General features: G+C 59.9%; 19 protein-coding genes and 2 tRNA genes. 9 read left to right on the top strand and 12 right to left on the bottom strand.

Annotated elements, in window-relative coordinates; genetic code table 11:
- The first annotated feature begins 79 nt into the window (after positions 1–79).
- From ACA054_RS02690 to nadE, 3 genes are all read left to right on the top strand, one after another.
- Positions 80–991 carry a LysR family transcriptional regulator gene (locus tag ACA054_RS02690; RefSeq protein ID WP_497688068.1) on the top strand — a complete coding sequence of 304 codons (912 nt, stop codon included), beginning with the start codon at positions 80–82 and terminating at the stop codon, positions 989–991.
- Between the two features lie 206 nt (positions 992–1,197).
- Positions 1,198–2,403, top strand: coding sequence for a nicotinate phosphoribosyltransferase (gene pncB, locus ACA054_RS02685; protein ID WP_497688067.1), 1,206 nt, complete (start codon positions 1,198–1,200; stop codon positions 2,401–2,403).
- Between the two features lie 14 nt (positions 2,404–2,417).
- Positions 2,418–3,245: an NAD(+) synthase gene (gene nadE, locus ACA054_RS02680; RefSeq protein WP_497688066.1), complete on the top strand. Its 828-nt coding sequence runs from the start codon at positions 2,418–2,420 to the stop codon at positions 3,243–3,245.
- Positions 3,246–3,433: 188 nt separating this feature from the next.
- On the opposite strand, the gene azu is transcribed toward nadE, so the two are convergent.
- Positions 3,434–3,880 carry an azurin gene (azu, locus tag ACA054_RS02675; protein ID WP_497688065.1) on the bottom strand — a complete coding sequence of 149 codons (447 nt, stop codon included), beginning with the start codon at positions 3,878–3,880 and terminating at the stop codon, positions 3,434–3,436.
- Between the two features lie 344 nt (positions 3,881–4,224).
- Here azu and ACA054_RS02670 point away from each other — a divergent pair, with 344 nt between their 5' ends.
- On the top strand, positions 4,225–4,812 hold the full coding sequence (locus ACA054_RS02670) for a cytokinin riboside 5'-monophosphate phosphoribohydrolase (RefSeq protein ID WP_274076811.1): 588 nt from the start codon (positions 4,225–4,227) through the stop codon (positions 4,810–4,812).
- Positions 4,813–4,882: 70 nt separating this feature from the next.
- Complete coding sequence (locus ACA054_RS02665) at positions 4,883–5,071, top strand: hypothetical protein (protein ID WP_497688064.1); 189 nt, start codon at positions 4,883–4,885, stop codon at positions 5,069–5,071.
- 224 nt (positions 5,072–5,295) lie between these two features.
- Here ACA054_RS02665 and ACA054_RS02660 read toward each other — a convergent pair whose 3' ends face one another.
- From ACA054_RS02660 to rnr, 11 genes are all read right to left on the bottom strand, one after another.
- A complete protein-coding gene (locus tag ACA054_RS02660) occupies positions 5,296–6,186 on the bottom strand; it encodes a transglutaminase family protein (RefSeq protein ID WP_497688063.1) in 891 nt (296 codons plus the stop codon).
- Entirely contained in the window at positions 6,186–8,672 is a 2,487-nt protein-coding gene (locus tag ACA054_RS02655) for a circularly permuted type 2 ATP-grasp protein (protein ID WP_497688062.1), read from the bottom strand. Before ACA054_RS02655 ends, ACA054_RS02660 begins: the two co-directional genes overlap by 1 nt.
- 88 nt (positions 8,673–8,760) lie before the next feature.
- Positions 8,761–12,036 carry a transglutaminase family protein gene (locus ACA054_RS02650; protein ID WP_497688061.1) on the bottom strand — a complete coding sequence of 1,092 codons (3,276 nt, stop codon included), beginning with the start codon at positions 12,034–12,036 and terminating at the stop codon, positions 8,761–8,763.
- Between the two features lie 369 nt (positions 12,037–12,405).
- Positions 12,406–14,709, bottom strand: coding sequence for a YgiQ family radical SAM protein (locus tag ACA054_RS02645; protein ID WP_497688060.1), 2,304 nt, complete (start codon positions 14,707–14,709; stop codon positions 12,406–12,408).
- A gap of 190 nt (positions 14,710–14,899) precedes the next feature.
- Positions 14,900–16,297 carry a replicative DNA helicase gene (gene dnaB, locus ACA054_RS02640; protein ID WP_497688059.1) on the bottom strand — a complete coding sequence of 466 codons (1,398 nt, stop codon included), beginning with the start codon at positions 16,295–16,297 and terminating at the stop codon, positions 14,900–14,902.
- 135 nt (positions 16,298–16,432) lie between these two features.
- Positions 16,433–16,879 carry a 50S ribosomal protein L9 gene (rplI, locus tag ACA054_RS02635; RefSeq protein WP_008035347.1) on the bottom strand — a complete coding sequence of 149 codons (447 nt, stop codon included), beginning with the start codon at positions 16,877–16,879 and terminating at the stop codon, positions 16,433–16,435.
- Between the two features lie 19 nt (positions 16,880–16,898).
- Positions 16,899–17,792: a YybS family protein gene (locus tag ACA054_RS02630; RefSeq protein WP_497688058.1), complete on the bottom strand. Its 894-nt coding sequence runs from the start codon at positions 17,790–17,792 to the stop codon at positions 16,899–16,901.
- Between the two features lie 36 nt (positions 17,793–17,828).
- Complete coding sequence (rpsR, locus tag ACA054_RS02625) at positions 17,829–18,059, bottom strand: 30S ribosomal protein S18 (protein ID WP_002551829.1); 231 nt, start codon at positions 18,057–18,059, stop codon at positions 17,829–17,831.
- 28 nt (positions 18,060–18,087) lie between these two features.
- A complete protein-coding gene (rpsF, locus tag ACA054_RS02620; protein WP_003217491.1) occupies positions 18,088–18,510 on the bottom strand; it encodes a 30S ribosomal protein S6 in 423 nt (140 codons plus the stop codon).
- Positions 18,511–18,816: 306 nt separating this feature from the next.
- On the bottom strand, positions 18,817–19,584 hold the full coding sequence (rlmB, locus tag ACA054_RS02615) for a 23S rRNA (guanosine(2251)-2'-O)-methyltransferase RlmB (RefSeq protein WP_497688057.1): 768 nt from the start codon (positions 19,582–19,584) through the stop codon (positions 18,817–18,819).
- Complete coding sequence (gene rnr, locus ACA054_RS02610) at positions 19,581–22,214, bottom strand: ribonuclease R (protein WP_497688056.1); 2,634 nt, start codon at positions 22,212–22,214, stop codon at positions 19,581–19,583. The genes rlmB and rnr overlap by 4 nt, the downstream gene beginning before the upstream one ends.
- A 225-nt stretch (positions 22,215–22,439) precedes the next feature.
- Here rnr and ACA054_RS02605 point away from each other — a divergent pair.
- From ACA054_RS02605 to ACA054_RS02590, 4 genes are all read left to right on the top strand, one after another.
- Positions 22,440–22,526: transfer RNA gene (locus tag ACA054_RS02605), tRNA-Leu, on the top strand.
- A gap of 167 nt (positions 22,527–22,693) precedes the next feature.
- Positions 22,694–22,780, top strand: a tRNA-Leu gene (locus tag ACA054_RS02600).
- Between the two features lie 281 nt (positions 22,781–23,061).
- Positions 23,062–24,072, top strand: coding sequence for an extracellular solute-binding protein (locus tag ACA054_RS02595; protein ID WP_497688055.1), 1,011 nt, complete (start codon positions 23,062–23,064; stop codon positions 24,070–24,072).
- The gene (locus ACA054_RS02590; protein ID WP_497688054.1) at positions 24,072–25,637 is read left to right on the top strand and encodes an ABC transporter permease; all 1,566 of its coding nucleotides are present in this window, start codon (positions 24,072–24,074) and stop codon (positions 25,635–25,637) included. The genes ACA054_RS02595 and ACA054_RS02590 overlap by 1 nt, the downstream gene beginning before the upstream one ends.
- The last annotated feature ends 52 nt before the right edge of the window (positions 25,638–25,689 follow it).

The raw sequence follows: 25,689 nt of genomic DNA, 5'->3' as shown, positions 1-25,689 counted from the left end.
GACCATTAAGAGAGATATCATTCCGTTAATTCATGCTGTGCATTGCTGGCAATAAAGAGACAAGCACAAAGGACCGCCCATGCTGAACAAACGCTATTTGCCCTCGATCACTGCGCTGCAGTGTTTCGAAGCCGTGACCCGCCACCTGAGCTTCACCCGGGCCGCGGAGGAGCTGAACCTGACCCAGAGCGCCGTCAGTAAACAGGTGGCGCAACTGGAAGAGCTGTTGCAGCACCTGCTGTTTCGCCGGGTTCGCCGACGCCTGCAAATGACGCCTGCGGGTGATCTGTACCTGGTGGAAGTGCGAAAAATCCTCACCCAGGTTGAGATGTCGACCCATTACCTGCGTTCCTACGGTGGTGAAACCGAAGTCCTGCGCGTCTCGACACCCTCGACCTTCGGCGCACGCTGGCTGGTGCCACGCCTCAAGGGCTGGCGCCTGCGCCATCCGTCGATCCATCTGGACCTGTGCAATGAACAGGAAGCCGACGATCTGCTGCAAGGGCGCAGCGACCTGGCGTTCTACTTCGGCCAGGGTTCACGTCCCGGCACCGAATGCCTGAAGTTATTCAGTGAAGAGCTTGTCCCTGTATGTGCCCCAGGCAGCCTGCCCGACACGCCGTTCACCGACCCGACGCAACTCACCGACCTGGTCCTGCTGCAAAACGCCTCCCGCCCCCAGGCCTGGCACGATTGGTTCGACAGTCAGGGCTACCACACCGAACACAGCTACCACGGCCCGCGTTTCGAAACCTTCTATATGTGCATCCGCGCGGCGCAAGTCGGCTGCGGCGTGGCGTTGCTGCCACGGTTTCTGGTGGAAGAGGAACTGGCCGACGGCAAGCTGGTCATTCCCTGGCAGCATGCAATGCCCAGCACCGACGCCTATTACCTGGCGTACCCGGAACATTCGGCGGAAGTACCCAAGGTGCGCGATTTCGTGAAGTGGATGCTGGAGCAGATCGATACCCCGGATGTGATGCAGCATTAAATCCTTGCACAATCCCTGTGGGAGCGAGCTTGCTCGCGATGGCGTCATCACATTCAACATTTGTATCACCTGACAGGTTGCTATCGCGAGCAAGCTCGCTCCCACAGAGGATTTGCTGCAGCCAAAAAACTGCTGGCAATCCTGTCCTCTGATATGCGCCACTAACGCCACTGCTCAATACCGCTGCAATGCTGGAGATTCCCGTTATGAGCGAGAGTGTGTTTGCCGATCGCATCGTGCAGAACCTGCTCGACACCGACTTCTACAAACTGACGATGATGCAGGCGGTGCTGCACAACTACCCGAACGTAGAAGTCGAATGGGAGTTTCGTTGCCGTAACAGTGAAGATTTGCGCCCGTATCTGGCGGAGATCCGTTTCCAGATCGAACGACTGGCCGAGCTGAGCCTGAGCGCCGACCAATTGAGTTTTCTAGAGCGCATCAGCTTCCTGAAGCCGGATTTCCTGCGTTTTCTCGGGCTGTTTCGCTTCAACTTGCGCTATATCCACACCGGCATCGAAAACGGTGAACTGTTCATCCGTCTGCGGGGCCCTTGGCTACACGTGATCTTGTTCGAAGTCCCCTTGCTGGCGATAGTCAGCGAAGTACGCAATCGCTATCGCTACCGGGAAGTCGTGCTGGAACAGGCCCGGGAACAGCTCTACCGCAAATTCGACTGGCTGAGCGCCAACGCCAGCAGCGACGAATTGTCCGAATTGCAGGTAGCCGATTTCGGCACCCGTCGTCGCTTCTCGTACCGTGTACAGGAAGAAGTGGTGACCGTGCTCAAGCACGATTTCCCCGGACGCTTTGTCGGCACCAGCAACGTGCACCTGTCCCGAGAACTGGACATGAAACCGCTGGGCACCATGGCCCACGAATGGATCATGGCCCACCAGCAACTCGGCCCGCGGCTGATTGACAGCCAGATCGCCGCCCTCGATTGCTGGGTCCGCGAATACCGTGGCCTGCTAGGGATTGCGCTGACCGACTGCATCACCATTGATGCTTTCCTGGGCGATTTCGACCTGTTTTTCGCCAAGCTTTTCGACGGTTTGCGCCACGACTCGGGCGATCCGGTGATTTGGGCGGAAAAAGCCATTGCGCACTACCACAAGCTCGGTATCGACCCGATGAGCAAGACGCTGACCTTCTCCGACAGCCTGACGCTGCCCAAGTCCCTGGAGATTTTTCGGGCACTGCGCGGTCGGATCAATGTCAGCTTCGGCATCGGCACCAACCTGACGTGTGACATTCCGGGTGTCGAACCGATGAGCATCGTGCTTAAAATGACCGCCTGCAACGGCCAACCGGTGGCAAAAATCTCCGATGAGCCAGGCAAGACTCACTGTAAAGATCCGAATTTCGTCGCCTATTTGCGACATGTTTTCCAAGTTCCTGCCCCCCTCTAGCAAGGAGTGAATTCATGCAAGCCGTACAGCGTGAGATTGCTGAACAGCTCAAGGTCCAACCGCCGTTCGCCGACGAAGCTGCCCTCGAAGCTGAAGTCGCCCGGCGGATTACCTTCATCCAGGATTGCCTGGTCAACTCCGGGCTCAAAACCCTGGTGCTGGGCATCAGTGGCGGTGTCGACTCCCTGACCGCCGGCCTGCTGGCCCAGCGTGCGGTCCGTGAGCTGCGCCAGCGCAGCGGTGATGCCGCCTACAAATTCATCGCCGTGCGGCTGCCGTACGAAACCCAGTTCGATGAACATGACGCCCAGGCCTCGGTGGACTTCATCAAACCGGACGAGCGCCACACGGTGAACATCGGCCCGGCGGTCAAATCCCTGGCCAACGAAGTCGCGGCGTTCGAAGGCAAGCACGCGGTGTCGGTGGATTTCGTGCTCGGCAACACCAAGGCGCGCATGCGCATGGTCGCCCAGTACACCATCGCCGGCGCGGCCCAAGGCCTGGTGATCGGCACCGATCATGCGGCGGAAGCGGTGATGGGTTTCTTCACCAAGTTCGGTGACGGCGCCTGCGACCTGGCACCGCTCAGTGGCCTGGTGAAAAACCAGGTCCGCGCCATCGCCCGCAGCTTCGGCGCACCGGAATCCCTGGTGGAGAAAATCCCGACCGCCGACCTGGAGGACCTATCCCCCGGCAAGCCGGACGAAGCGTCCCATGGCGTGACCTATGCGGAGATCGATGCGTTTCTGCACGGCGAGCCGGTGCGAGAGGAAGCGTTCAAGATCATCGTCAATACGTACAACAAGACTCATCACAAGCGCGTGATGCCGTTTGCGCCTTGAGACCGATGGCGTTTTCACCGACGCCATCGCTGGCAAGCCAGCTCCTACAGAATTCCTGTCGTTGCGCGATGACGGGATCAACACCAATCTGTAGGAGCCGGCTTGCTGGCGATGAACGATGACGCGGTCAAACGCGAGGTACAAAAAAAGCGTCCCATGTGGACGCTTTTTTCATGTGCGCAATTCGATTACTTCAGGGTAACCGTGCCTTTCATCATCGAAATGTGGCCCGGGAACGAGCAGAAGAAGCCGTACTTTTCATTGGCATCGAGCTTGGATACGTCGAAGGTCACCGAGTCGGTTTCCTTGGCGCCGATGACCTTGGTGTGAGCGATGACGCGGGCGTCACCTTCTTTCAGGTAGCTCTTGTCGATGCCGGCGGCCAGGCCGTCAGTTGCAATTGGCTGCATGTCGGCTTCTTTACTCAGCACCCAGTTATGGCCCATGACGTTTTTCGGCAGGCTGCCGGAGTGAGTCAGTTCGACGGTGAAGGTCTTGCAGGTCTTGTCGATTTCGATGGCCTTGGTATTGAAGGACATCTGATCAGTGGAATCGATCGTGGTTTTGCACTCTGCAGCCATCAATTGGCTGCTGGCCAGTGTCAACAGGGATACCGCAACAAGTTTGGCAAACATGGTGAATCTCCAAGGCAGGGTGAATGATAAATGCGAATGGACAGAAGACTGCCTGAAAACTTCGCAAGTTCCTATGACCTGAAGCAAAAATTGTATACAACTTTCGAGCTATGAGACCGATCGAGACAATCTACCAGCCAGGTGTCTGCCCCGGCCCTATCATCTCACCGTCATCATTTGTCGGAGCGTCTGTCATGTCTATCAACAGCCTGTTATGCAGCTTGCTCGCCGCATATGCCTGCGGTGCAAGCGGTACTTACGAAACGCCCAAGCGCGAAGTTTAGCCCTTGGAGCGTGGCGTGCCTGCCTTTACTCTGTGGCCCTGATCGACCCTGGAGTAAGGCATGTCTTTAGCATCCGTTTGTGTATTCTGCGGCGCCAGCACTGGCACCAACCCCGCTTATCGTGAAGCAGCCGTGGCCCTTGGCCAGGCCTTGGCCGAACGCAAGCTGACCCTGGTCTACGGCGGTGGGGCCGTGGGACTGATGGGCATCGTCGCCGACGCGGCATTGGCGGCCGGTGGCGAAGTGATCGGCATCATTCCGCAGAGCCTCAAGGACAAGGAAATCGGCCACAGCGGCCTGACCCGCCTGGAAGTGGTCGACGGCATGCATGCGCGCAAGGCGCGAATGGCCGAACTCAGCGATGCCTTCATCGCTTTGCCCGGTGGCCTGGGCACCCTGGAAGAGTTGTTCGAAGTCTGGACCTGGGGCCAATTGGGCTACCACGGCAAACCGCTGGGTTTGCTGGAAGTGAATGGTTTTTACAGCAAACTCACCGGTTTTCTCGATCACATCGTCGGCGAAGGCTTCGTTCGCGCGGCACACCGTGACATGCTGCAGGTGAGCGAATCGCCGCAGACGCTGCTCGACGCCCTCGATCGCTGGCAGCCGACCGTGCCGCCCAAGTGGGTCGAGCAAAAACCCGACTAACGACTTAGGCACCGATACAGGGCAGAATACGCGCCGCTCAAACCTCACCTTCGACCCCAGAGGATCGCCCATGGCCAAACCCAATTACTCCTTCGCCAAACGTCAGAGAGACCTGGCCAAGGAACAGAAGAAAGAGGAAAAACTTCAGCGCAAGAAAGCAATGTCTGACGAAGCAGCACTGAACCCTGACGGTGAAGTCGCGGCAGATGACGATGTTGATGATGTTGATGCACCGAAAGACCAGGCGCCCGACGCCTGAGTCCCTCCGGGCCGGATGATCTGATCAGGCCCACGGATCTGTGTCCAGGGTTGGCAGCTTCGCTGCTGACCCTCACAGGCCAATAGTATCACTCCCAAACACCGTAACCCCTTGTGGGAGCGAGCCTGCTCGCGATGGTCGTCAACGATAACGCGGGTTGCCTGATAGCCCCCGGCGCCTTCGGGTTCATCGCGAGCATGCTCGCTCCTACAGGGGGATCTCTGTTAATCCATCGGCATCACTGTGACGCGAACTTCCGGGTCATGATTGCCGCCGCCCAGAATGACTCCACGCAACGGTGACACATCGGAAAAATCCCGGCCCCAGGCCAGGGTGATGTGCTCCAGCGCCGGCTGCACGTTGTTGGTCGGATCGAAATCCACCCAGCCCGATACCGGGCAATACACCGAGACCCAGGCATGGGACGCATCGGCGCCGATCAATCGCGGTTGACCTGGCGGTGGTTGGGTCAGCAGGTAGCCGCTGATATAACGCGCGGCCAATCCACGGGAGCGCACGCAAGCGAGCATCAGGTGGGCGAAGTCCTGACAAACCCCGCGCCGGCGTTCCAACACTTCCACCAGAGGTGTCGCGACCTGCGTCGCTTCGGCATCGAAGGTGAATTCGCTGAAGATTTTCTCCATCAAGGCCTGGATCCCGAGCAACAGCGGGCGCCCCGCCGGAAAGCAGCTCTCGGAAAACTCGACGAAGTTGCGCTTGAGATGCACATAAGGTGATTCGAACCGGTAACGGCAGGCTTCGAGCAATTGCGGCGAAAGCGGCTGGCTGCTGTAGGTCAGCGCGCTTCGGGTGTCTTCCCACGTTGGAGATTGATTGAAATCGACCAGGGGTCGGGGCAGCACCTCAATCGTCAGGCTGGCATTGACCAGCAGTTCATCATGGGGGCGCTCGAACGCCAGCCGGGTCAATGGATTGCCGAACACATCCAGCTCATCGCGGCGTGAAGTCGGGTCCGGGCTGATCTGCAATTGCTGATCGGAGCAACGCTGCCACGCACAAGGCCTGGGCCACAAATGCGCCAGTTGCTGGGCCAGGGACACCGGGCTGTCGTAGTGATAATGGGTATCGTGGAAAATCTGGTAGTGGGCGCTCATCAGACGGACACCGTGCGCTGGCTGACATCATCGACGTGGGCGAAGTGACGCAAGGCCAGGCGATCCGATACCTGCCCGCTGGCATCGGCAATCTCTTGCAGCAGATCGGCCAGCCCTTCGACGGCAGCGCGCACGCTGGCGGCGCCAAACAACGGGTTTTCCAGGCAGCCCAGATCGAAGCGCGCCAGACGCTCCACCAACTGCGGCAGGCCCACTTCGCGAGGTGCGCCAAAGTCGTCGCACAGGTGTTTGAGCGTGCGGGTCACCAGTTTCAACTGGAACAGCACCGCGTGCGGGTTCTGCTCATCAAGCAACAACAGGTCGAGCACCGGGATCAATTGCGCCACCGCCAGATACCGCGAACGATAGGTGATACTGCTGTTGCCCAGCTCCAGCAACCATTCCAGTCCCGCTTGATCGAAAGCCCCGGCGCCCCTCAAGAACGCCGCCAGGCTGCCGCTGAGAAATTGCAGGCGCTCGATCCGCCGACCGATCATCAGGAATCGCCAGCCTTCGTCCCGGGTCATGTCGTCCAGGGCAAAACCGGACAGCGCCGCCAGGGACATCACCAGCCGGTTGAGGAAGTCCAGCAGCTCACCGAAGTCCGGCTCTTCGGTCTCGAGCTCCAGCGCTTCGCGTTGCAACTCCACCAGCGCCTGCCAGTTTTCCCGCGAGAGCTTGCCCCGCACCTGCGAGGCCGCCCATTGCAGCCGTTGCAGGTTGGAACGCAGGCTGAACGGCCAGTCATCGCCGAGTATCGCCGCCAGCAATCGCTCCGGCAGTTCACCTTCATCGGGCAACAACATCAGTCGTTCGCCAAGTTCGACCGCCGCATCCAGGGCCTGCGGGTCATCGCCGTCGACATAACGCGCCAGCATGATTCGCAGCAATCGGGCGCTGTCATCGCAGCGCTCGCAATACCGACCGAACCAGAACAGGTTTTCCACCACCCGCGACGGCAGATAGGGATCGCGTCGCACCAGATCATGCACGCCGATATTACGCTGGGCTTTCCACTGTTCGCCGCTCGGTGGACGTTCGCCCAGCACCCAGGTGTCCTTGCTCGCGCCGCCGCGCTGCATCGACACCACTTCGGCATCGGCCTCGGCGGCCACACGAGTCAAACCGCCTGGCAGCACCCGAAAACCCTCTCGACTGGCCACCGCATACACGCGCATGCCGATGGCCCGAGGTTGCAATTGACCGTCCTCGGCCTGCCATATCGGCGCTTGGGATAGCTGGGCAAGTTCTTGCGCCACATAGGCATAAGGGCGCGCCTGCATGCGCTCGGCGAGTTCTTGACGCTGCTTTTCACTCAAATCGCGGCCAAATACCGGTGCAAAGCTCTGGGACGGAAACGCCGGTTTGATCAGCAACTCCGGCATTTTTTCCAGGGCCTGGGCGAGCACCGGGTCCTCACCGCACCACCAGGTGGCAATGGACGGCAGGATCAGTTCTTCGCCAAACAGAAACTGATTGATCTTCGGCAGGAAACCCAGCAAGCCCGGCGACTCCAGCACGCCGCTGCCGAGGGCGTTGGCCACCAGAACCCGCCCCTGCCGCACGGCTTCGAGCAGGCCCGGTACGCCAAGAGCCGAGTCGGTGCGCAATTCCAGCGGGTCGCAGAAGTCATCGTCGAGCCGGCGCATGATCGCGTGGACCCGACGCAGGCCGCTCAGGGTCTTCAGGTAGACCGTGGCATCGCGCACCGTGAGATCTCCCCCCTCCACCAGCGGATAGCCGAGCTGGCGAGCCAGGTACAGGTGTTCGAAATAGCTTTCGTTGAAACGCCCTGGCGTCAGCAGGACCACTAAGGGAGCCTCTTCGTCGCTTGGCGCCTGGCGGGCCAGTGTCTCCTGGAGGGTGCGGAAAAATCCCGCCAGGTGCTGCACCTTCAAGTCACGGTACAACTCGGGAAAGGCCCGAGACACGATGGTACGGTTTTCCAGGGCGTAGCCAGCCCCGGACGGCGCTTGAGTGCGATCCGCCGTTACCCACCAGCGGCCATCGGGTGTGCGCGCCAGATCAACGGCGTACAGATGCAAAAATGCTCCGTCGGGCGGTTTGATGCCCTGACAGGGCCAGAGGAAATTGTTGTGGCCAAATACCAGCTCCGCCGGCAGCAGACCTTCGGCGATCAAGCGTTGCGGACCATAGAGATCGGCCAGTACGGCATTGAGCAAGCGCGCACGCTGGGCGATGCCGGCGGACAATTGCTCCCACTCATCGGCAGCGATCACATGGGGTAGCAAGTCCAGCTCCCATGGCCGATCGGCGCCCTTGGGATCGGCGTAGACGTTATAGGTGACGCCGTTTTCCTGGATCTGCCGGGCCAGCAGCGCCTGACGCTGCACCAACTGCGCGGGTGTGCTGCGCTGCAACTGGTCGAACAGCCGACGCCAGTGCGGCCGTATGACACCGCTGTCGTCGAGCAATTCGTGATAGGTGCCCGCCGTCAGCGGGTAGCGGTCTAGCAGGTCAGGCATGGAAAGCTCGGCAGACAGCAATGATCGGTCAGACTAACGCACGCTCATGACACCCGGATAGACGAAAAATCCGGGCGTCGCGTACGAATTAGAAACGTCGCAAATCGAGCGTCATCGGCAGCTCGTCGTTAATTTCCATATTCGGTATCGGAAGTTTCCCCGGCGTGTGTCCGATACGGAAGAAACGCGCCATTCGCCGGCTCTCGGCTTCATTGGCGTTCACTGGCAACGTCTCGTAGTTGCGCCCACCGGGATGCGCGACGTGATACTGGCAACCGCCCAGCGAACGTCCCATCCAGGTGTCGAGCAGGTCGAACACCAGCGGCGCATGGACCGGGATGGTCGGCTGCAGGCAGTTGGCCGGTTGCCAGGCACGGAAGCGCACACCGGCGACGAACTCGCCGACCCGCCCGGTGGGCTGCAACGGCACAGGTATGCCGTTGCAGGTCAGCAGATAGCGTTGCGGCGGCAATCCGCTGAGCTTGACCTGCAGGCGCTCCAGCGACGAATCCACATAACGCACAGTGCCACCGACCGCGCCCTCCTCGCCCAGTACGTGCCACGGCTCAAGTGCCTGGCGCAGTTCCAGCGCGATGCCATTGACAGCGTAGTCGCCGACCTTGGGAAAGCGGAACTGCAGGTGCGCCGCAAACCACTCTGCCCGCACCGGATAACCGGCGGCGTTGAGATCGGCAACAACGTCAGCAAAGTCCTGTTCGATAAAGTGCGGCAACAGGAACCGGTCGTGCAGCTCCGTCCCCCAGCGCGCCAGTTTCGGTGGTGCATAAGGCTCGCGCCAGAACCGTGCGACTAACGCCCGCAGCAATAGCTGCTGGGCCAGACTCATGCGCGCATGGGGTGGCATTTCAAAGGCGCGCAACTCCAGCAAGCCCAGGCGACCGGTCGCGCCATCCGGTGAATAGAGTTTGTCGATACAGAACTCGGCGCGATGGGTGTTACCGGTCACGTCGATCAACAGGTTGCGCAGCAGTCGATCCACCAGCCAGGGTGCGCACTCCTCGCCCGGTTCAGGCATCTGGGCGAAGGCAATTTCCAGTTCATACAAGGCGTCGTTGCGCGCTTCGTCGACGCGCGGGGCCTGGGACGTCGGGCCGATGAACAGTCCGGAAAACAGGTAGGACAAGGACGGATGGTTATGCCAGTAGCTGATCAGGCTGCGCAGCAAATCCGGACGCCGCAGAAACGGTGAGTCAGCCGGTGTCGCGCCACCCAGTACGAAGTGGTTACCCCCACCGGTGCCGGTGTGCCGGCCGTCGATCAGGAATTTCTCGGTGGTGAGGCGGGTCTGGCGCGCTTCTTCGTAAAGAAACTCAGTGCGTTCAACCAGTTCGTCCCAGGTCGCGGATGGCTGCACATTGACTTCGATCACGCCGGGATCGGGCGTGATGCGAAAGTTGCTCAGGCGCGGATCGCTTGGCGGCTCGTAACCCTCCAGCAACACCGGGCAATGCAGCTCCTGGGCAGTGGCTTCGATGGCTGACACTAATTCCAGATAGTCTTCGACCCGCTCCAGCGGCGGCATGAACAGATACAACCGGCCTTCCCGCGCTTCGGCGCAGAAGGCGGTGCGGGTCAGCCAGTCGGCGGACTCATCGACCTTCGGTGCTCGATCTTCAGTCAGCGCCGCCGCGCCCTGGTGCTGCAGTTGCTCTATGTCAGGCAGCGACGGGAAATCCTGATTGGGATCGTTGGGGTGAATGAACGGATACTCCGCCGCCTTCACCCACGGCTGCGAACCCAGTGGCAGGCGGTACCCCAGCGGCGAATCCCCCGGCACCAGGCGGCAGTGCTCGTCACGCAGATACCAGCGGCCGCTTTGCCATTGATCGCCCTTGGCGGAGCGCGCGAGCGGCAGGACCTGGCCAATCACCTTGTCCAGACCCTGACTGAAGACTTTGCGCAAACGCGCACGCTCCAAGGGCTCTTCGAGTCGCGAGTCTTCGGCGCTGACGTTCTGCGGCAAAGCGCCTTCGCGCCAGAGGTAATAGAAATTGTCTTCGTAGGCTGGGAACACAAAGCGTGTCGGAATTTTCAATCGCTCGGCGACACTCGCCAGGAAACGCCCGGCCAGCTCGCCATTGGCGCCGTAATCTTGCTGCTCGTCGGCGACCAGCGCGCTGTTGTGCCAGATCGGCACACCGTCGCGGCGCCAATAGCAATTGAGCGACCAGCGCGGCAGTTGTTCGCCGGGGTACCATTTGCCCTGGCCAAAATGCACCAGGCCTTGCGGGGCATAACGTTGACGCATGCGCTGGAACAGTTCGGCGGACAGCCGACGCTTGTCCGGCCCCAGCGCCGCGGTGTTCCATTCGGCACCGTCCGGGTCATCGATGGACACAAACGTAGGCTCACCGCCCATGGTCAGGCGCACATCACCCGCCAGCAGATCGGCGTCGATCTGCCGGCCGAGAGCCTGGATCGCCTGCCACTGCTCTTCGGTGTAGGGCTTGGTGACCCGTGGGGCTTCCCAAATCCGCTCCACCGACATTTCGTGGCTGAATTGGCACTCGCACGGTTCCACCAAGCCACTGATCGGTGCCGCAGATGATGGATCGGGACTACAGGCCAACGGAATGTGTCCTTCACCGGCAAACAGCCCCGAGGTTGCATCCAGGCCGATCCAGCCGGCACCGGGCAGATACACCTCGCACCAGGCGTGCAGGTCGGTGAAGTCCACTTCGGTACCCGAAGGCCCGTCGAGGCTTTTCACGTCAGCGGTCAACTGGATCAGGTAGCCCGAAACGAAACGCGCGGCCAGTCCCAGGTTGCGCAGCAATTGCACCAGCAACCACGCGGAGTCGCGGCAAGACCCGGAGGCCTGTTCGAGGGTGTGCTCAGGCGTTTGCACACCCGGCTCCATGCGGATCAGGTAGCCGATGTCTTCGCTCAGACGCTGGTTGAGCGCGACGAGAAAATCCACAGCCGGCAATGGCGTGCGGTCGATGCCATCCAGATAGGCTCTGAACTTCGGCGTCAGGGGCAAGGTTTCCAGGTACGGCGCCAGTTCCTTGCGCTCGTCGGTGGCGTAAGCGAATGGAATCTTTTCGGCGTAGGGCTCGAGGAAAAAATCGAACGGATTGAACACCGCCATTTCCGCCAGTAGATCGACTTCGATCCTCAACTCGTCGGTTTTCTCCGGGAATACCAACCGCGCCAGGTAATTACCCTGAGGGTCCTGCTGCCAATTGATGAAATGCTGCTCGGGCGAGACTTTCAGCGCATAGGAGAGTATCCGCGTGCGACTGTGGGCCGCGGGACGCAGGCGAACAATCTGCGGACCCAGCTCGACAGCGCGGTCATAGCGGTAATGTGTGACGTGGTGCAATGCGACATGAATCGACACGGCGTGCCTCCTGCGAGCCCTAAGCGTATTGGAAAGCGCGCAAGACTTATGCCATCCAACAGTGCTGGCGCTTTCTCCGGTTGCAGGAGGCAGTACAGCACCAAAATCGGGCGATGCGGGAAATTGGTTTGCAAGAGTTGCACGTATTTGTGGCGAAGAGATCAGCCAGGGATGTTTCTTGGCGGCTGTACCGGCCTCTTCGCGAGCAGGCTCGCTCCCACATTAGAATGCATTTCCATGTGGGAGCGAGCCTGCTCGCGAAGAGGCCGGGTATCCCGACACAGCTTTCGGGGCAAGCCTCGGCTGCAATGGCTCAGTAATGCAAAACGCCAACCCGAAGGTTGGCGTTTTGTTCAGCTCAAGCGAGGTTTAGCGCGGCACTACCGGCTTGCGCGCAGGCTTGGGCCCCTTGCCTTTGGCCGCGTCCTTGCGATCCTTGGCTGCCTGCTGGTTGCGGGCGAACGCCGCCGCCTTGGCCTGTTCGCGCTTGTCCCACGAGTTGCCGCCATCGCTGGCGCGCGGTGGCAGGCCGGTGTGCTGGGTCAGGATCTTGGTAGTCTTTTCCCCGGCCACCTTGTGGCTGCCGGCCGGCGTCGAGTTCTTGCGACGGGCACTCTGGTAGCTGTCGGTGGACGGCTGGTGCAGCGGGATCAACTGGTTCTTGCCCGGCCCGATCAGGTCTGCGCGGCCCATGCGGGTCAATGCTTCACGCAGCATCGGCCAGCCTTTGGGGTCGTGATAACGCAAGAACGCCTTGTGCAGACGGCGCTGCTCTTCGCTCTTGACGATGGTCACTGCGTCGCTCTTGTAGGTGACCTTGCGCAGCGGGTTCTTGCCCGAGTGGTACATCGCGGTGGCAGTGGCCATCGGCGACGGGTAGAACGCCTGTACCTGGTCGGCACGGAAGCCGTTGCCCTTGAGCCACAGCGCCAGGTTCATCATGTCTTCGTCGGTGGTGCCCGGGTGGGCGGCGATGAAGTACGGAATCAGGTACTGCTCCTTGCCTGCTTCCTTGGAGTACTTCTCGAACATGCGCTTGAACTTGTCATAGCTGCCAATGCCCGGTTTCATCATCTGATTGAGCGGACCTTCCTCGGTGTGTTCCGGGGCGATCTTCAGGTAGCCACCGACGTGGTGGGTCACCAGTTCCTTGACGTATTCCGGCGACTCGACGGCGAGGTCATAGCGCAGGCCGGAGGCAATCAGGATCTTCTTCACACCCGGCAATTCACGGGCGCTGCGGTACAACTGGATCAGCGCCGAGTGGTCAGTGTTCAGGTTCGGGCAGATGCCGGGGAACACGCAGGATGGCTTGCGGCACGCGGATTCGATTTCCGGGGTCTTGCAGGCGATGCGATACATATTCGCGGTCGGACCGCCCAGGTCGGAGATTACGCCGGTGAAACCGGGAACCTTGTCACGAATTTCTTCGATCTCGCGAATGATCGATTCGTGGGAACGGTTCTGGATGATCCGGCCTTCGTGCTCGGTGATCGAGCAGAAGGTACAGCCGCCGAAGCAGCCACGCATGATATTCACCGAGAACCGGATCATGTCGTAGGCCGGGATTTTCTCTTTGCCATACGCTGGGTGCGGAATGCGCGCGTAAGGCATGCCGAACACGTAGTCCATCTCTTCGGTGGTCATCGGAATCGGTGGCGGGTTGAACCAGACGTCGACTTCGCCGTGCTTCTGGACCAGGGCACGAGCGTTGCCCGGGTTGGTTTCCAGGTGCAACACGCGGTTGGCGTGAGCGTAAAGAACGGCGTCGCCACGGACTTTCTCAACCGACGGCAGACGGATCACGGTCTTATCGCGAGTCATTTTCGGGCTAGCCAAAATCTGTACAACTTTGGCTTCTTGCGGATCTTCAACTGGACCCTTTTCCTGCTCGATGGCGCAGGCCTGGGTGTCCTGGGTATTCACGTACGGGTTGATGATCTTGTCGATCTTGCCCGGACGGTCAATACGCGTGGAGTCGACTTCGTACCAGTCTTTCGGCGTGTCGCGACGAATGAACGCGGTGCCGCGCACATCGGTGATGTCTTCGATCTTGTGACCGTAGGACAGACGCTGGGCGACTTCGACGATCGCACGCTCGGCGTTGCCGTAGAGCAGGATGTCGGCGCAGGCGTCGATCAGGATCGAGTTACGCACCCGGTCCTGCCAGTAATCGTAGTGGGCGATGCGGCGCAGGGACGCTTCGATGCCGCCGAGCACGATCGGCACGTGCTTGTAGGCTTCCTTGCAGCGCTGGCTGTAGACCAGGCTCGCGCGATCCGGACGCTTGCCCGCCAGGCCACCCGGGGTGTAGGCGTCGTCGGAACGGATTTTCTTGTCGGCGGTGTAGCGATTGATCATCGAGTCCATGTTGCCGGCCGCGACACCGAAGAACAGGTTCGGCTCGCCGAGCTTCATGAAGTCGTCTTTGGACTGCCAGTTCGGCTGGGCAATGATCCCGACGCGGAAGCCCTGGGACTCCAGCAGCCGGCCGATGATTGCCATGCCGAACGACGGGTGATCGACGTAGGCATCACCGGTGACGATGATGATGTCGCAGGAATCCCAGCCGAGCTGATCCATCTCCTCCCTGCTCATCGGCAGGAATGGCGCTGGCCCGAAACATTCGGCCCAGTACTTGGGATAGTCAAATAACGGCTTGGCTGCTTGCATGTCGATAACCGGTGTTGGCTTTCATTGAATTTCGCGGGCGCGGAATATAGCACAAATTTTGACCAATTCCGACGGCTGTGGTCGGAAATTGGTGGGAACCCGTTCGCGGGCAAGCCTCGCTCCTACAGGGCGTGAATACCTGTAGGAGCGAGGCTTGCCCGCGATAACGTCGGGTCAGGCGATGAAAATCTTACTCGTCGTCGTCAAAGTTATAGCTACCCGGCGCCAGATTCTCGAATCGCGTGTACTTACCGATGAACGCCAGGCGGACAAAGCCGATCGGCCCGTTCCGCTGCTTGCCGATGATGATCTCGGCAATGCCTTTGTGTTCGGTTTCCGGGTGATAAACCTCATCCCGATACACGAACATGATGACGTCGGCATCCTGCTCGATCGCTCCGGATTCCCGGAGGTCGGAGTTGATCGGCCGTTTGTTGGGACGTTGCTCCAGGGAGCGGTTCAGCTGGGACAGTGCCACTACCGGGCAATTGAATTCCTTGGCCAGAGCCTTCAAGGAACGGGAAATCTCAGAAATCTCGTTGGTCCGGTTGTCACCGCCGGAACCCGGGATCTGCATTAGCTGCAGGTAGTCGATCATGATCAGGCCAACGTCGCCGTGCTCACGCACCAGTCTGCGGGTGCGAGCGCGCATTTCCGACGGGCTGATGCCGGCGGTATCGTCGATGAACAACTTGCGATCGTTTAGCAGGTTGACCGCCGATGTCAGGCGCGGCCAGTCGTCATCTTCCAGCTGGCCGGAACGCACCTTGGTCTGGTCGATACGGCCAAGTGACGACAGCATACGCATAATCAGCGATTCGCCTGGCATCTCCAGCGAGTAGACCAGTACACACTTGTCGCTGCGTAACACGGCGTTTTCCACCAGGTTCATCGCAAAGGTGGTCTTACCCATGGACGGACGGCCCGCGACGATGATCAGGTCGGCAGGCTGCAGGCCGCTGGTCTTCTCGTCGAGGTCGGTGTAGCCCGTGGACAGCCCAGTGATGGCGTTGTCGGTGTTGAATAGGGTGTCGATACGGTCGATGGCTTTGGTCAGCAAGTCATTCACACCCACCGGGCCGCCGGTTTTTGGCCGGGCCTCGGCGATCTGAAAGATCTGTCGTTCGGCTTCGTCGAGGATCTCTTCAGCGGTGCGGCCTTCCGGATTGAAGGCGCTGTCGGCGATTTCGGTAGCAATGCCGATCAACTGCCGCAAGGTCGCCCGTGCGCGAACGATCTGGGCATACGCCTTGATGTTGGCAACGGACGGCGTGTTTTTCGCCAGTTCGCCCAGGTAACCGAGGCCACCGACTTGCGAGGTCTGACCTTCCTTGTCCAGTTGTTCGGCAAGGGTCACGACGTCGATCGGGGAGTTCTGGTCGGCGAGCTTGGCGATCGCGCGGAAAATCAGACGGTGGTCATGTCGATAGAAATCGCCGTCGGAGACTTGATCGAGCACGCGTTCCCAGGCGTTGTTGTCCAGCATCAGACCACCGAGAACAGCCTGTTCGGCCTCGATGGAATGCGGCGGCACCTTCAGCGCGGCGGTTTGCAGATCGTATTGCTCGGGAGCGGAGATTTCGTTCATGGCCACTTGGTTGTTCAGGAAAAAGCAGGGGTTTAAAAACAGGTGTTACCAGAAAGACAAAGGGCACGACCTGTGAACAGGATCGTGCCCGATGTTACCGGCAAGCACCCGAGGGTGCCAGCCGACAAGTGCTGCTTAAGCTGCTACCACGACAACGCGTACGGTGGCTTCAACTTCGGCGTGCAGGTGCACGGCTACGTCGAATTCACCTACGTTGCGGATAGTGCCGTTCGGCAGACGAACTTCGCTTTTCGCTACTTCAACGCCGGAGGCGGTCAGTGCGTCAGCGATGTCGTGAGTACCGATCGAACCGAACAGCTTGCCTTCGTCGCCAGCGGTGGCAGTGATGGTCACTTCCAGCTCGGCCAGTTGGGCAGCGCGGCTTTCAGCCGAGGTTTTACGATCTGCTGCGGCTTTTTCCAGCTCAGCACGACGCTCTTCGAACGCAGCCAGGTTGGCTGGGGTCGCAGCGGTAGCTTTGCCGTAAGGCAGCAGGTAGTTACGACCGTAACCAGCCTTAACGTTCACTTTGTCACCCAGGTTGCCCAGGTTGGTGACTTTTTCCAGAAGGATCAGTTGCATGTGAAAATCCTCTTAACTTTTAACCTTCACCGTTCGCGTCATCGGCGTCTTTCGGCGCCAGACGACCGCGAAAATCAATCAGGCTGTCGACGATGGCCAAGACCACCAGCAACGGATAGATCAGCTGCATGAACAGCAACAGCGTGACGTACAACCCCACCAGCCAGAACCTGGCCAGTCGCTTTTGCGCCACCAGCCCGTGAATCAGGGCCAGCCCGGCGAAAACCAGCGGTACACTGCACAACGGTACAAGCATGGACATCTGGACACCGAGGTTCGGTGTCACAACCATGCCCGCCAGCAGCAACATCGCGGGACCCAGCGGGATTCGAACGGCGCGAAACTCGCGACCAAAACCACCGGGGTTGTACAACAACGCCTGCCAGTAGCGCCCGACAATCAGGCTCAGCACACTGACGATTTGCAACAAGGCCGCAATCAGGCCGGTCAGGATCGGTGTAATCAGGGACGCGAAACGCGCTTGCTCGTCTACCGACATTTGCTGGTAGACATCACCGAGTAGCGACGGCATGACTTTTATCAAAGCCTGCGCCAGCATCTCGATCTGGGGACCAAAAGCCATCCCCAGCACCACTGAAAACACCACTCCCATCGCTATGCTGACCAGCAGCACGCGGTTCCAGGACTCGCTTGCGCGCAAAACCAACGCAAGGCTCGCAGACCCCAGCAGCACCAGAAGTGCCCGTGGGTCGTCGGAGTAAAGCCACCAGATCAACGCCGGCAGCAGTCCCAGAGCAAGAACGCCCAAGGCGTCCTTCAATCCGCGCCGCAGGAGCACAAGGCATCCGGCGGCAGCACCCAACCAATACAACAACGGCAATGCCGCGCATCCAGCCACTACGAGAGTGGCCTGCATACGGCCCCGCATGATGAACTCAGCTAAGGCACGCATACATTCAATCCTTTGCTACGTGTCGACTGCCCGGTCTCAGCGGCCGTGGCTGTCGGTGTAGGCCAGCAGGGCCAGGAAGCGGGCGCGCTTGATAGCGGTGGCCAGCTGACGCTGATAACGAGCTTTGGTACCGGTGATGCGGCTTGGAACGATTTTGCCGGTCTCGGATACGTAGGCTTTCAGAGTGTTGAGATCTTTGTAATCGATCTCTTTCACGTCTTCAGCGGTGAAGCGGCAGAATTTACGACGACGGAAGAAACGTGCCATTTGATAGGCTCCTTAAAAGGTCCGTGGATTACTCGTCAGCGTTATCGCTGTTGTCGCTGTCATCACTGTCAGCGCTTTCAGCGCCTTCGTGCTCAGGACGGTCGCGACGCTCACGGCGCTCACTGCGGTTTTCTTCAGCCTTGAGCATCTCGGATTGGCCGGTAACGGCTTCTTCGCGACGGATGACCAGGTTACGGATCACTGCATCGTTGTAGCGGAAGTTGTCTTCCAGCTCGGCCAGGGCCTTGCCAGTGCACTCAACGTTCAGCATCACGTAGTGAGCCTTGTGAACATTGTTGATTGCGTAGGCCAGTTGACGACGGCCCCAATCTTCCAGACGGTGGATTTTGCCGCCGTCTTCTTCGATCAGCTTGGTGTAACGCTCAACCATGCCGCCGACTTGCTCGCTTTGATCCGGGTGGACCAAAAAGATGATTTCGTAATGACGCATGAATGCTCCTTACGGGTTGTAGCCTGCCGCTCAAAAGCGGTCAGACAAGGAGTGAATGACACTTATGGACTCGCGGACGCTAGACACGTTGGTGCCTGCCATCACAGCAAGGGGCGCAATTGTAGAGAAGGGGCGTGGGCGGCGCAAGGGAATTGGTGATTATTTGAACAGCCACCGATCTTTGCCCATACACAAAACCACTGTGGGAGCGAGCCTGCTCGCGAAGGGGGCATAACCTTCAACATTGATGCTGAATGTTACTCCGTTTTCGCGAGCAGGCTCGCTCCCACAAGGACTACAACTGGATCACGCTTTTTTAGCGGCTGCCTTGGCTTTGACGCTACGCTGACGCTGAGCCTCGAACAGGCACACGCCCGTCGCCACGGAAACGTTGAGACTGCTGACGCTACCGGCCATCGGTAGATTTACCAGATAGTCGCAATGTTCGCGGGTCAGGCGACGCATGCCTTTGCCTTCGGCACCCATGATCAAAATGGTCGGACCGGTGAGATCCTGGTCGTAAAGACTGACCTCAGCCTCCCCTGCCGTACCGACAATCCACAGGCCACGCTGCTGGAGTTTTTCCAGGGTACGCGCCAGGTTGGTCACGGCGACCAGCGGAATCACTTCCGCAGCACCGCAGGCGATTTTTCGCACAACCGGTGTCAGGGTCGCCGACTTGTCCTTCGGCACGATCACTGCCAGCGCACCCGCCGCATCGGCGGAACGCAGGCAGGCACCGAGGTTGTGCGGATCGGTCACGCCGTCGAGCACCAGCAACAACGGCGCGCCGTCGGTGCGATCGAGCAACTCGTCGAGCATTGCCTCGCCCCAGACCTGGCTCGGACTCACGTCCGCGACCACGCCCTGGTGCACGCCTTCAACCCAGGCGTCCATTTCGCGGCGCTCGGCCTGGCCGACCTGGACCCGGTTTTCGTTGGCCAACTCAATCAGCGTCTGGACCCGAGGGTCATTGCGGCCTTCGGCCAGCCAGATCTGCTTGACGCGCTTGGGGTGATGACGCAGCAACGCTTCAACAGCGTGTACGCCATAGATCTTTTCCAACTGACTCATGACTTGGCCTTAGGTTTACGCGCCCCACCGCTTTTGGCTGGAGCCGAGCCCGCTTTTGGCGGACCTTTACGATGTTTGGTCGGTTTGGCTGGCTTGCCGCCGGTAGCCTTTTCAGGCGCCGACCGTCCGGTCTTTCCCGTAGACGCCGCTTTACCGCCGCTTTTCGCGCCGGCGAGCAACGCCTGCTTCATTTCACGGCTCTTGCGCACTTCAGCGTTTTTCGCCGCAGCGTCACTCGGACGATAAGCCTCGACTGTCTTTTCCTTGGCAGGACGACGACCGGTTTTCGCCGGTGCCGGCTCTGCTTCGGCTTTAGCTTTAGCTGCAGGTGCTGCCGTTTCGGCGCCGCGCTTTTTGCGGCCGATCGGTGCGCTGATGGTTGTTTCGGCCATCTCGAAGTCGATCTTGCGCTCGTCGAGGTCGACCCGCATGACCCGCACTTCAACCGTGTCGCCAAGGCGGAAGCTGCGACCGGTACGCTCACCGGCCAGGCGGTGGTGCACAGGATCGAAGTGGTAGTAGTCGCCCGGCAGCGCGGTGACGTGCACCAGGCCTTCGACGTAGATGTCGGTCAGCTCGACGAACAGACCAAAGCCGGTAACAGCGGTGATCACACCCGGGAACGACTCGCCCACGCGATCTTTCATGAACTCGCACTTGAGCCAGTTCACCACGTCGCGGGTCGCTTCGTCGGCACGGCGCTCGCTCATCGAGCACTGCTCGCCGAGCTGCTCCAGGGCCGCCTCGTCGTACGGATAGATACGCGCCTTCGGAATGGTCATCGCACCGGCACGGCGAACGTGCGGGGTATCCTGCTTCGAATGGATCACGCTGCGGATCGCCCTATGCGTGAGCAAGTCCGGGTAGCGGCGGATCGGCGAGGTGAAGTGGGTGTAAGCCTCGTAATTCAGGCCGAAGTGGCCCTGGTTATCGGCGCTGTACACCGCCTGGCTCAACGAACGCAGCATCACGGTCTGGATCAGATGGAAATCCGGACGATCCTTGATACCGGCCAGCAGTGCCTGGTAATCCTTGGGCGACGGACCATCCTTGCCTTTGTGCAGGGACAGGCCGAGCTCGCCGAGGAACGCGCGCAGTTTTTCCAGGCGCTCCGGCGGCGGGCCGTCGTGAACGCGGTACAACGCAGGAATTTCGTGCTTCTTCAGGAATTCGGCAGTGGCCACGTTGGCCGCCAGCATGCATTCCTCGATCAGCTTGTGCGCATCGTTGCGGATGGTCGGACGGATTTCCGCGATCTTGCGCTCGGAGCCGAAGATGATCCGGGTTTCCTGGGTTTCAAAATCGATCGCGCCGCGCACGTGACGGGCGGCCAGCAACACCTTGTACAGCGAATACAGCTGCTTGAGGTGCGGCACGACGTCGGTGTATTCGCCACGCAGCTTGCGTGCTTCGGTGGCTTTCGGCGTTTCCAGCATCGCGCTGACCTTGTTGTAGGTCAGGCGGGCGTGGGAGTGGATAACCGCTTCGTAGAAGCAGTAATCGGTCATCTCGCCGGATTTGGAGATGGTCATCTCGCAAACCATGGCCAGGCGGTCGACCTGCGGGTTCAGCGAGCACAAGCCGTTGGACAGCTGCTCAGGCAGCATCGGGATCACGCGCTCGGGGAAGTACACCGAGTTGCCGCGAACCTGAGCCTCGGCATCCAGTGCCGACCCGAGCTTCACGTAGCTGGAAACGTCGGCAATCGCCACGTACAACTTCCAGCCACCGGAGAACAGGCGCAGCTTGCCCGGACGGGCTTCGCAGTAGACCGCGTCATCGAAGTCGCGCGCATCTTCGCCGTCGATGGTGACGAACGGCAGATGACGCAGGTCGATGCGCTTCTCTTTGTCTTTCTCTTCGACTTCCGGCTTGAGCTTGCCGGCTTCCTTGAGTACGGCATCAGGCCAGACGTGAGGAATGTCGTAGGTACGCAGGGCAACATCGATCTCCATGCCCGGCGCCATGTAGTTGCCCACGACTTCGACCACATCGCCTTGCGGCTGGAAGCGTGGTGTCGGCCAGTGAGTGATCTTCACTTCGACGAACTGACCGACCTGGGCGTTGGCGTTACGGCCCGGCGTCACCAGCACTTCCTGCTGGATCTTCGGGTTATCCGCGACGACGAAACCGATACCGCCTTCTTCGAAGTAGCGACCGACGATGGTCTCGTGAGCACGGGACACCACTTCGACGATCATGCCTTCGCGGCGACCGCGACGATCCAGCCCGGAAACACGCGCCAGTGCACGGTCGCCGTCAAACACCAGGCGCATTTGCGCCGGGCTCATGAACAGGTCGTCACTGCCGTCGTCCGGCACCAGAAAACCGAAGCCGTCACGGTGACCGCTGATGCGGCCCAGGATCAGGTCGAGCTTGTCCACCGGCGCATAAGTGCCACGGCGAGTGTAAATAAGCTGAGCGTCGCGCTCCATGGCGCGCAGGCGGCGGCGCAGGGCTTCGATCTGGTCTTCTGTGGTCAGACCAAACTCTTCGACCAACTGCTCGCGGTTAGCGGGCGAACCCCGATCAGCAAGGTGCTGAAGGATCAGTTCGCGGCTAGGAATGGGGTTTTCATATTTTTCCGCTTCACGAGCGGCCTCGGGATCGAGGGACTGCCAATCGGCCATTAGAGAGTTTTCACCTTGTCTATATGCGGGTTAGTTTGGCATAGGCGTAATGAAACGGGAAATTTCAGGCTAAGACGCCTCATCTAAAGCCCTGTATCGACACCAGAATGTTGATTTGAATACCACTGGTGAAATTTTTCAGGTTTTTTTGGTGTCGGGGGTTTACAGTTAAAAAGACGCTCCGTATAGTGCGCGCCATCGACGACGGACAACGTTGCCGATACTGCCCAGATGGTGAAATTGGTAGACACGCCAGCTTCAGGTGCTGGTGACCGCAAGGTCGTGGAAGTTCGAGTCTTCTTCTGGGCACCAATTTCGAGCTTGAGATTAGTTCAATTTCAAGGCTCACACAAAAACCCGCGAAAGCGGGTTTTTGCATTTCTGGGGTTCTGATTTATTAATTTCAAATCAGGGGTTTACAGATCAAATTGCTCTCCGTATAGTGCGCCACATCAACAGCGGCAACGCTCGCGATGAATGCCCAGATGGTGAAATTGGTAGACACGCCAGCTTCAGGTGCTGGTGACCGCAAGGTCGTGGAAGTTCGAGTCTTCTTCTGGGCACCAATTCAAATTCAAGGTTACGGCCTTGAATTTCACAGAAACCCGCGAAAGCGGGTTTTTGCGTTTCTGGCTTTCAAAAAACACACCGCACTCCCGTAGGAGCGAGCCTGCTCGCGATGAATGTGCAGACGACGCGTTTCTCCAGACACCCCATGTTTTCGTTCACGTCCATCGCGAGCAGGCTCGCTCCTACCTATTTACCAGCCCTGTAAGGCGCATTTGAGAAACAATATCGTTTATCATTGTTGCAAGTTTTTGCAATGCGACAGTGAGGAACCCTGCGAATGATGTTTCGAAATACCCTGCGCCGCGGCCTGACCGCCACCCTCCTCGGCCTGGCACTCGCCACTCCCCTCACCCAGGCTGCCGATCCAGTTTCCCTGACGCTCTATAACGGCCAACACAAGGAAGTCGGCGATGCGGTCGCCAAAGCCTTCGAAGCCAAGACAGGCATTCACGTCAATGTGCGCAAGGGCAGCAGCAACCAGCTCGCCAGCCAGGTCGTCGAAGAAGGTGATCGCTCTCCCGCCGACGTGATCTATACCGAAGAGTCGCCGCCACTGAACAAACTCGGTGAGCAAGGCCTGCTGGCCAAGGCCGATGACACCACGCTGGCAGTTCTGCCCAAGGACTATGTCGCCGCTAACGGCACCTGGATTGGCGTCACCGCTCGGGTGCGTGTCGTCGCGTTCAACCCTAAACTGATCGACGAAAAAGACCTGCCGAAATCGGTGATGGAATTCTCCGATCCAAAATGGCAAGGCAAGGTCGGCTTCGTACCCACCAGCGGCGCATTCCAGGAACAAGCCGTGGCGATCATCAAGGTGCACGGCATGGAGGCTGCGGAAGAATGGCTGACCGGCCTGCGCGCCTTCGGCAAGACCTACAGCAACAACATGGTTGCCCTCAAAGCCGTGGAAAACGGCGAAGTGGCGACGGTGCTGGTGAACAACTACTACTGGTTCGCCTTGCAGCGTGAAAAGGGTCAGCTCGACTCGAAACTGCATTACTTCACCGGCGGCGACGTCGGCGGCCTGATTACCGTATCGAGTGCGGCCGTACTGAAATCCAGCAAACATCCAAAAGAAGCCCAGCAATTGCTCGCCTATATGGCCAGCGAAGAAGGCCAGCGCGTAATCACCCAGACCACCGCCGAATACCCGCTGCACAAAGGCATGCAATCGGATCGTGGCCTCAAGCCTTTCAGCGAGTTGCAAGCGCCGAAAGTCACGCCAGCCGACCTCGGCAATGCCGAAGAAGCCCTGGAACTGGAACGCGAGGTTGGCCTGAACTGATGAGCGCATCGCTATCCGCCTCCGCCGCGCAAGGTCGGTACGTGCCAGGGCGCAAGCGGCCTTCAATCTGGTTGGTACTGCCGGTTCTACTGCTGGTCGTGCTCAGCTTGCTGCCCCTGGCTTATGTCGGCCTGAAGGCCTGGCAAGCGGGCTGGGCCGAAGCGCTGCACTTGCTGTGGCGACCTTATGTGTTTGGTCTGCTGCGCAATACCCTGGCGCTGATGATCGGCGTCACGCTGGTTTGCGGCGTGATCGGCCTGTCGCTGGCATGGCTGCTGGAACGCAGCAACCTGCCGGGGCGGCGCCTGTGGGGCGTGATCTTGTGTTTGCCGTTCGCCGTACCGGCGTTTGTCAGCAGTTTTACCTGGGTGTCGCTGAGCGCAAATTTCGAAGGGCTCGGCGGGGCGATCCTGGTGATGAGCCTGTCCAAATACCCGCTGATCTTTCTGCCGGTGGCGGCCACCCTGCGCAATCTCGATCCCTCACTGGAAGAGTCTGCCCGTACCTTGGGGCAGAATCGCTGGGGGGTATTTTTCCGCGTCACCCTGCCGCTGCTCTGGCCTTCGCTGCTGGCGGGGTCGCTGCTGATTGCCCTACACATGCTGGTGGAATTCGGTGCGCTGTCGATCATCGGCCTGCAAACCTTCACCACCGCGATCTATCAACAGTTCGAGCTTGAGTTCAGCAACGCCAACGCCGCGATGCTCTCGGCGGTGTTGCTGGCGCTGTGCCTGATGTTGCTGTGGCTGGAACTGCGAGTTCGCGGCAAAGGCCGACACGTGCGCACAGGCCAGGGTGCGGCGCGACAGGCAGAACAGGTCCGATTGGGCCCCTGGATGGTGGCTGGGCAGCTTTATTGCCTGTTGCTGGCGATCATCGGCAGCGGCATTCCGTTGGGGATGCTGGCTTACTGGCTGGCCGTGGGCTCGTCGGCGGCATTCCCGATTGCCGCGATCAGCGAGGCACTGCTTTCGTCCCTGGCCCTGTCCCTGGGCGGCGCGGCGTTTTGTCTGGTGCTGGCGTTGCCGGTGGGGTTGCTGGTGGTGCGCTATAAGGGCCCACTGGCGATCTGGGCCGAGCGCCTGCCGTATCTTCTGCATGCGTTGCCAGGACTGGTGATTGCGCTGACCCTGGTGTATTTCGCCCTGCACTATGTGCCGGTGCTGTACCAGACTTCGACGCTGTTGCTGATTGCTTATGCACTGCTGTTTCTTCCGCTGGCCCAGGCGCCGATTCGCACAGCGCTGAACAAGGCTGCACCGCAACTGGAAGAGGCGGCACGCACGTTGGGCGCGTCTTCGTTCAGCGCGTTTATCCGGGTGACCCTGCCGATCATCTTTCCGGCGCTGGGTGCGGCGTTTGCGCTGGTGTTTCTGGATGCGATGAAGGAGCTGACGGCGACTTTGCTGTTGAGTCCGACCGGACTCAACACGCTAGCGACGGAGGTGTGGGCGCATACCGCGAATGTGGAGTTTGCGGCGGCGGCGCCTTATGCGGCGTTGTTGATATTGGTATCGGGGTTGCCTGTCTACCTGTTAACGACCCGGATGTATTTGAGCCGTTAAGGCCGTCATCGCGAGCAAGCTCGCTCCCACATGTGATCTGGGGTGGACACAA

It is taken from the genome of Pseudomonas sp. LBUM1653, from assembly GCF_059716115.1.
The sequence above is the reverse complement of the archived record's forward strand: the minus strand, read 5'-3'. Positions and strand labels throughout refer to the sequence as shown.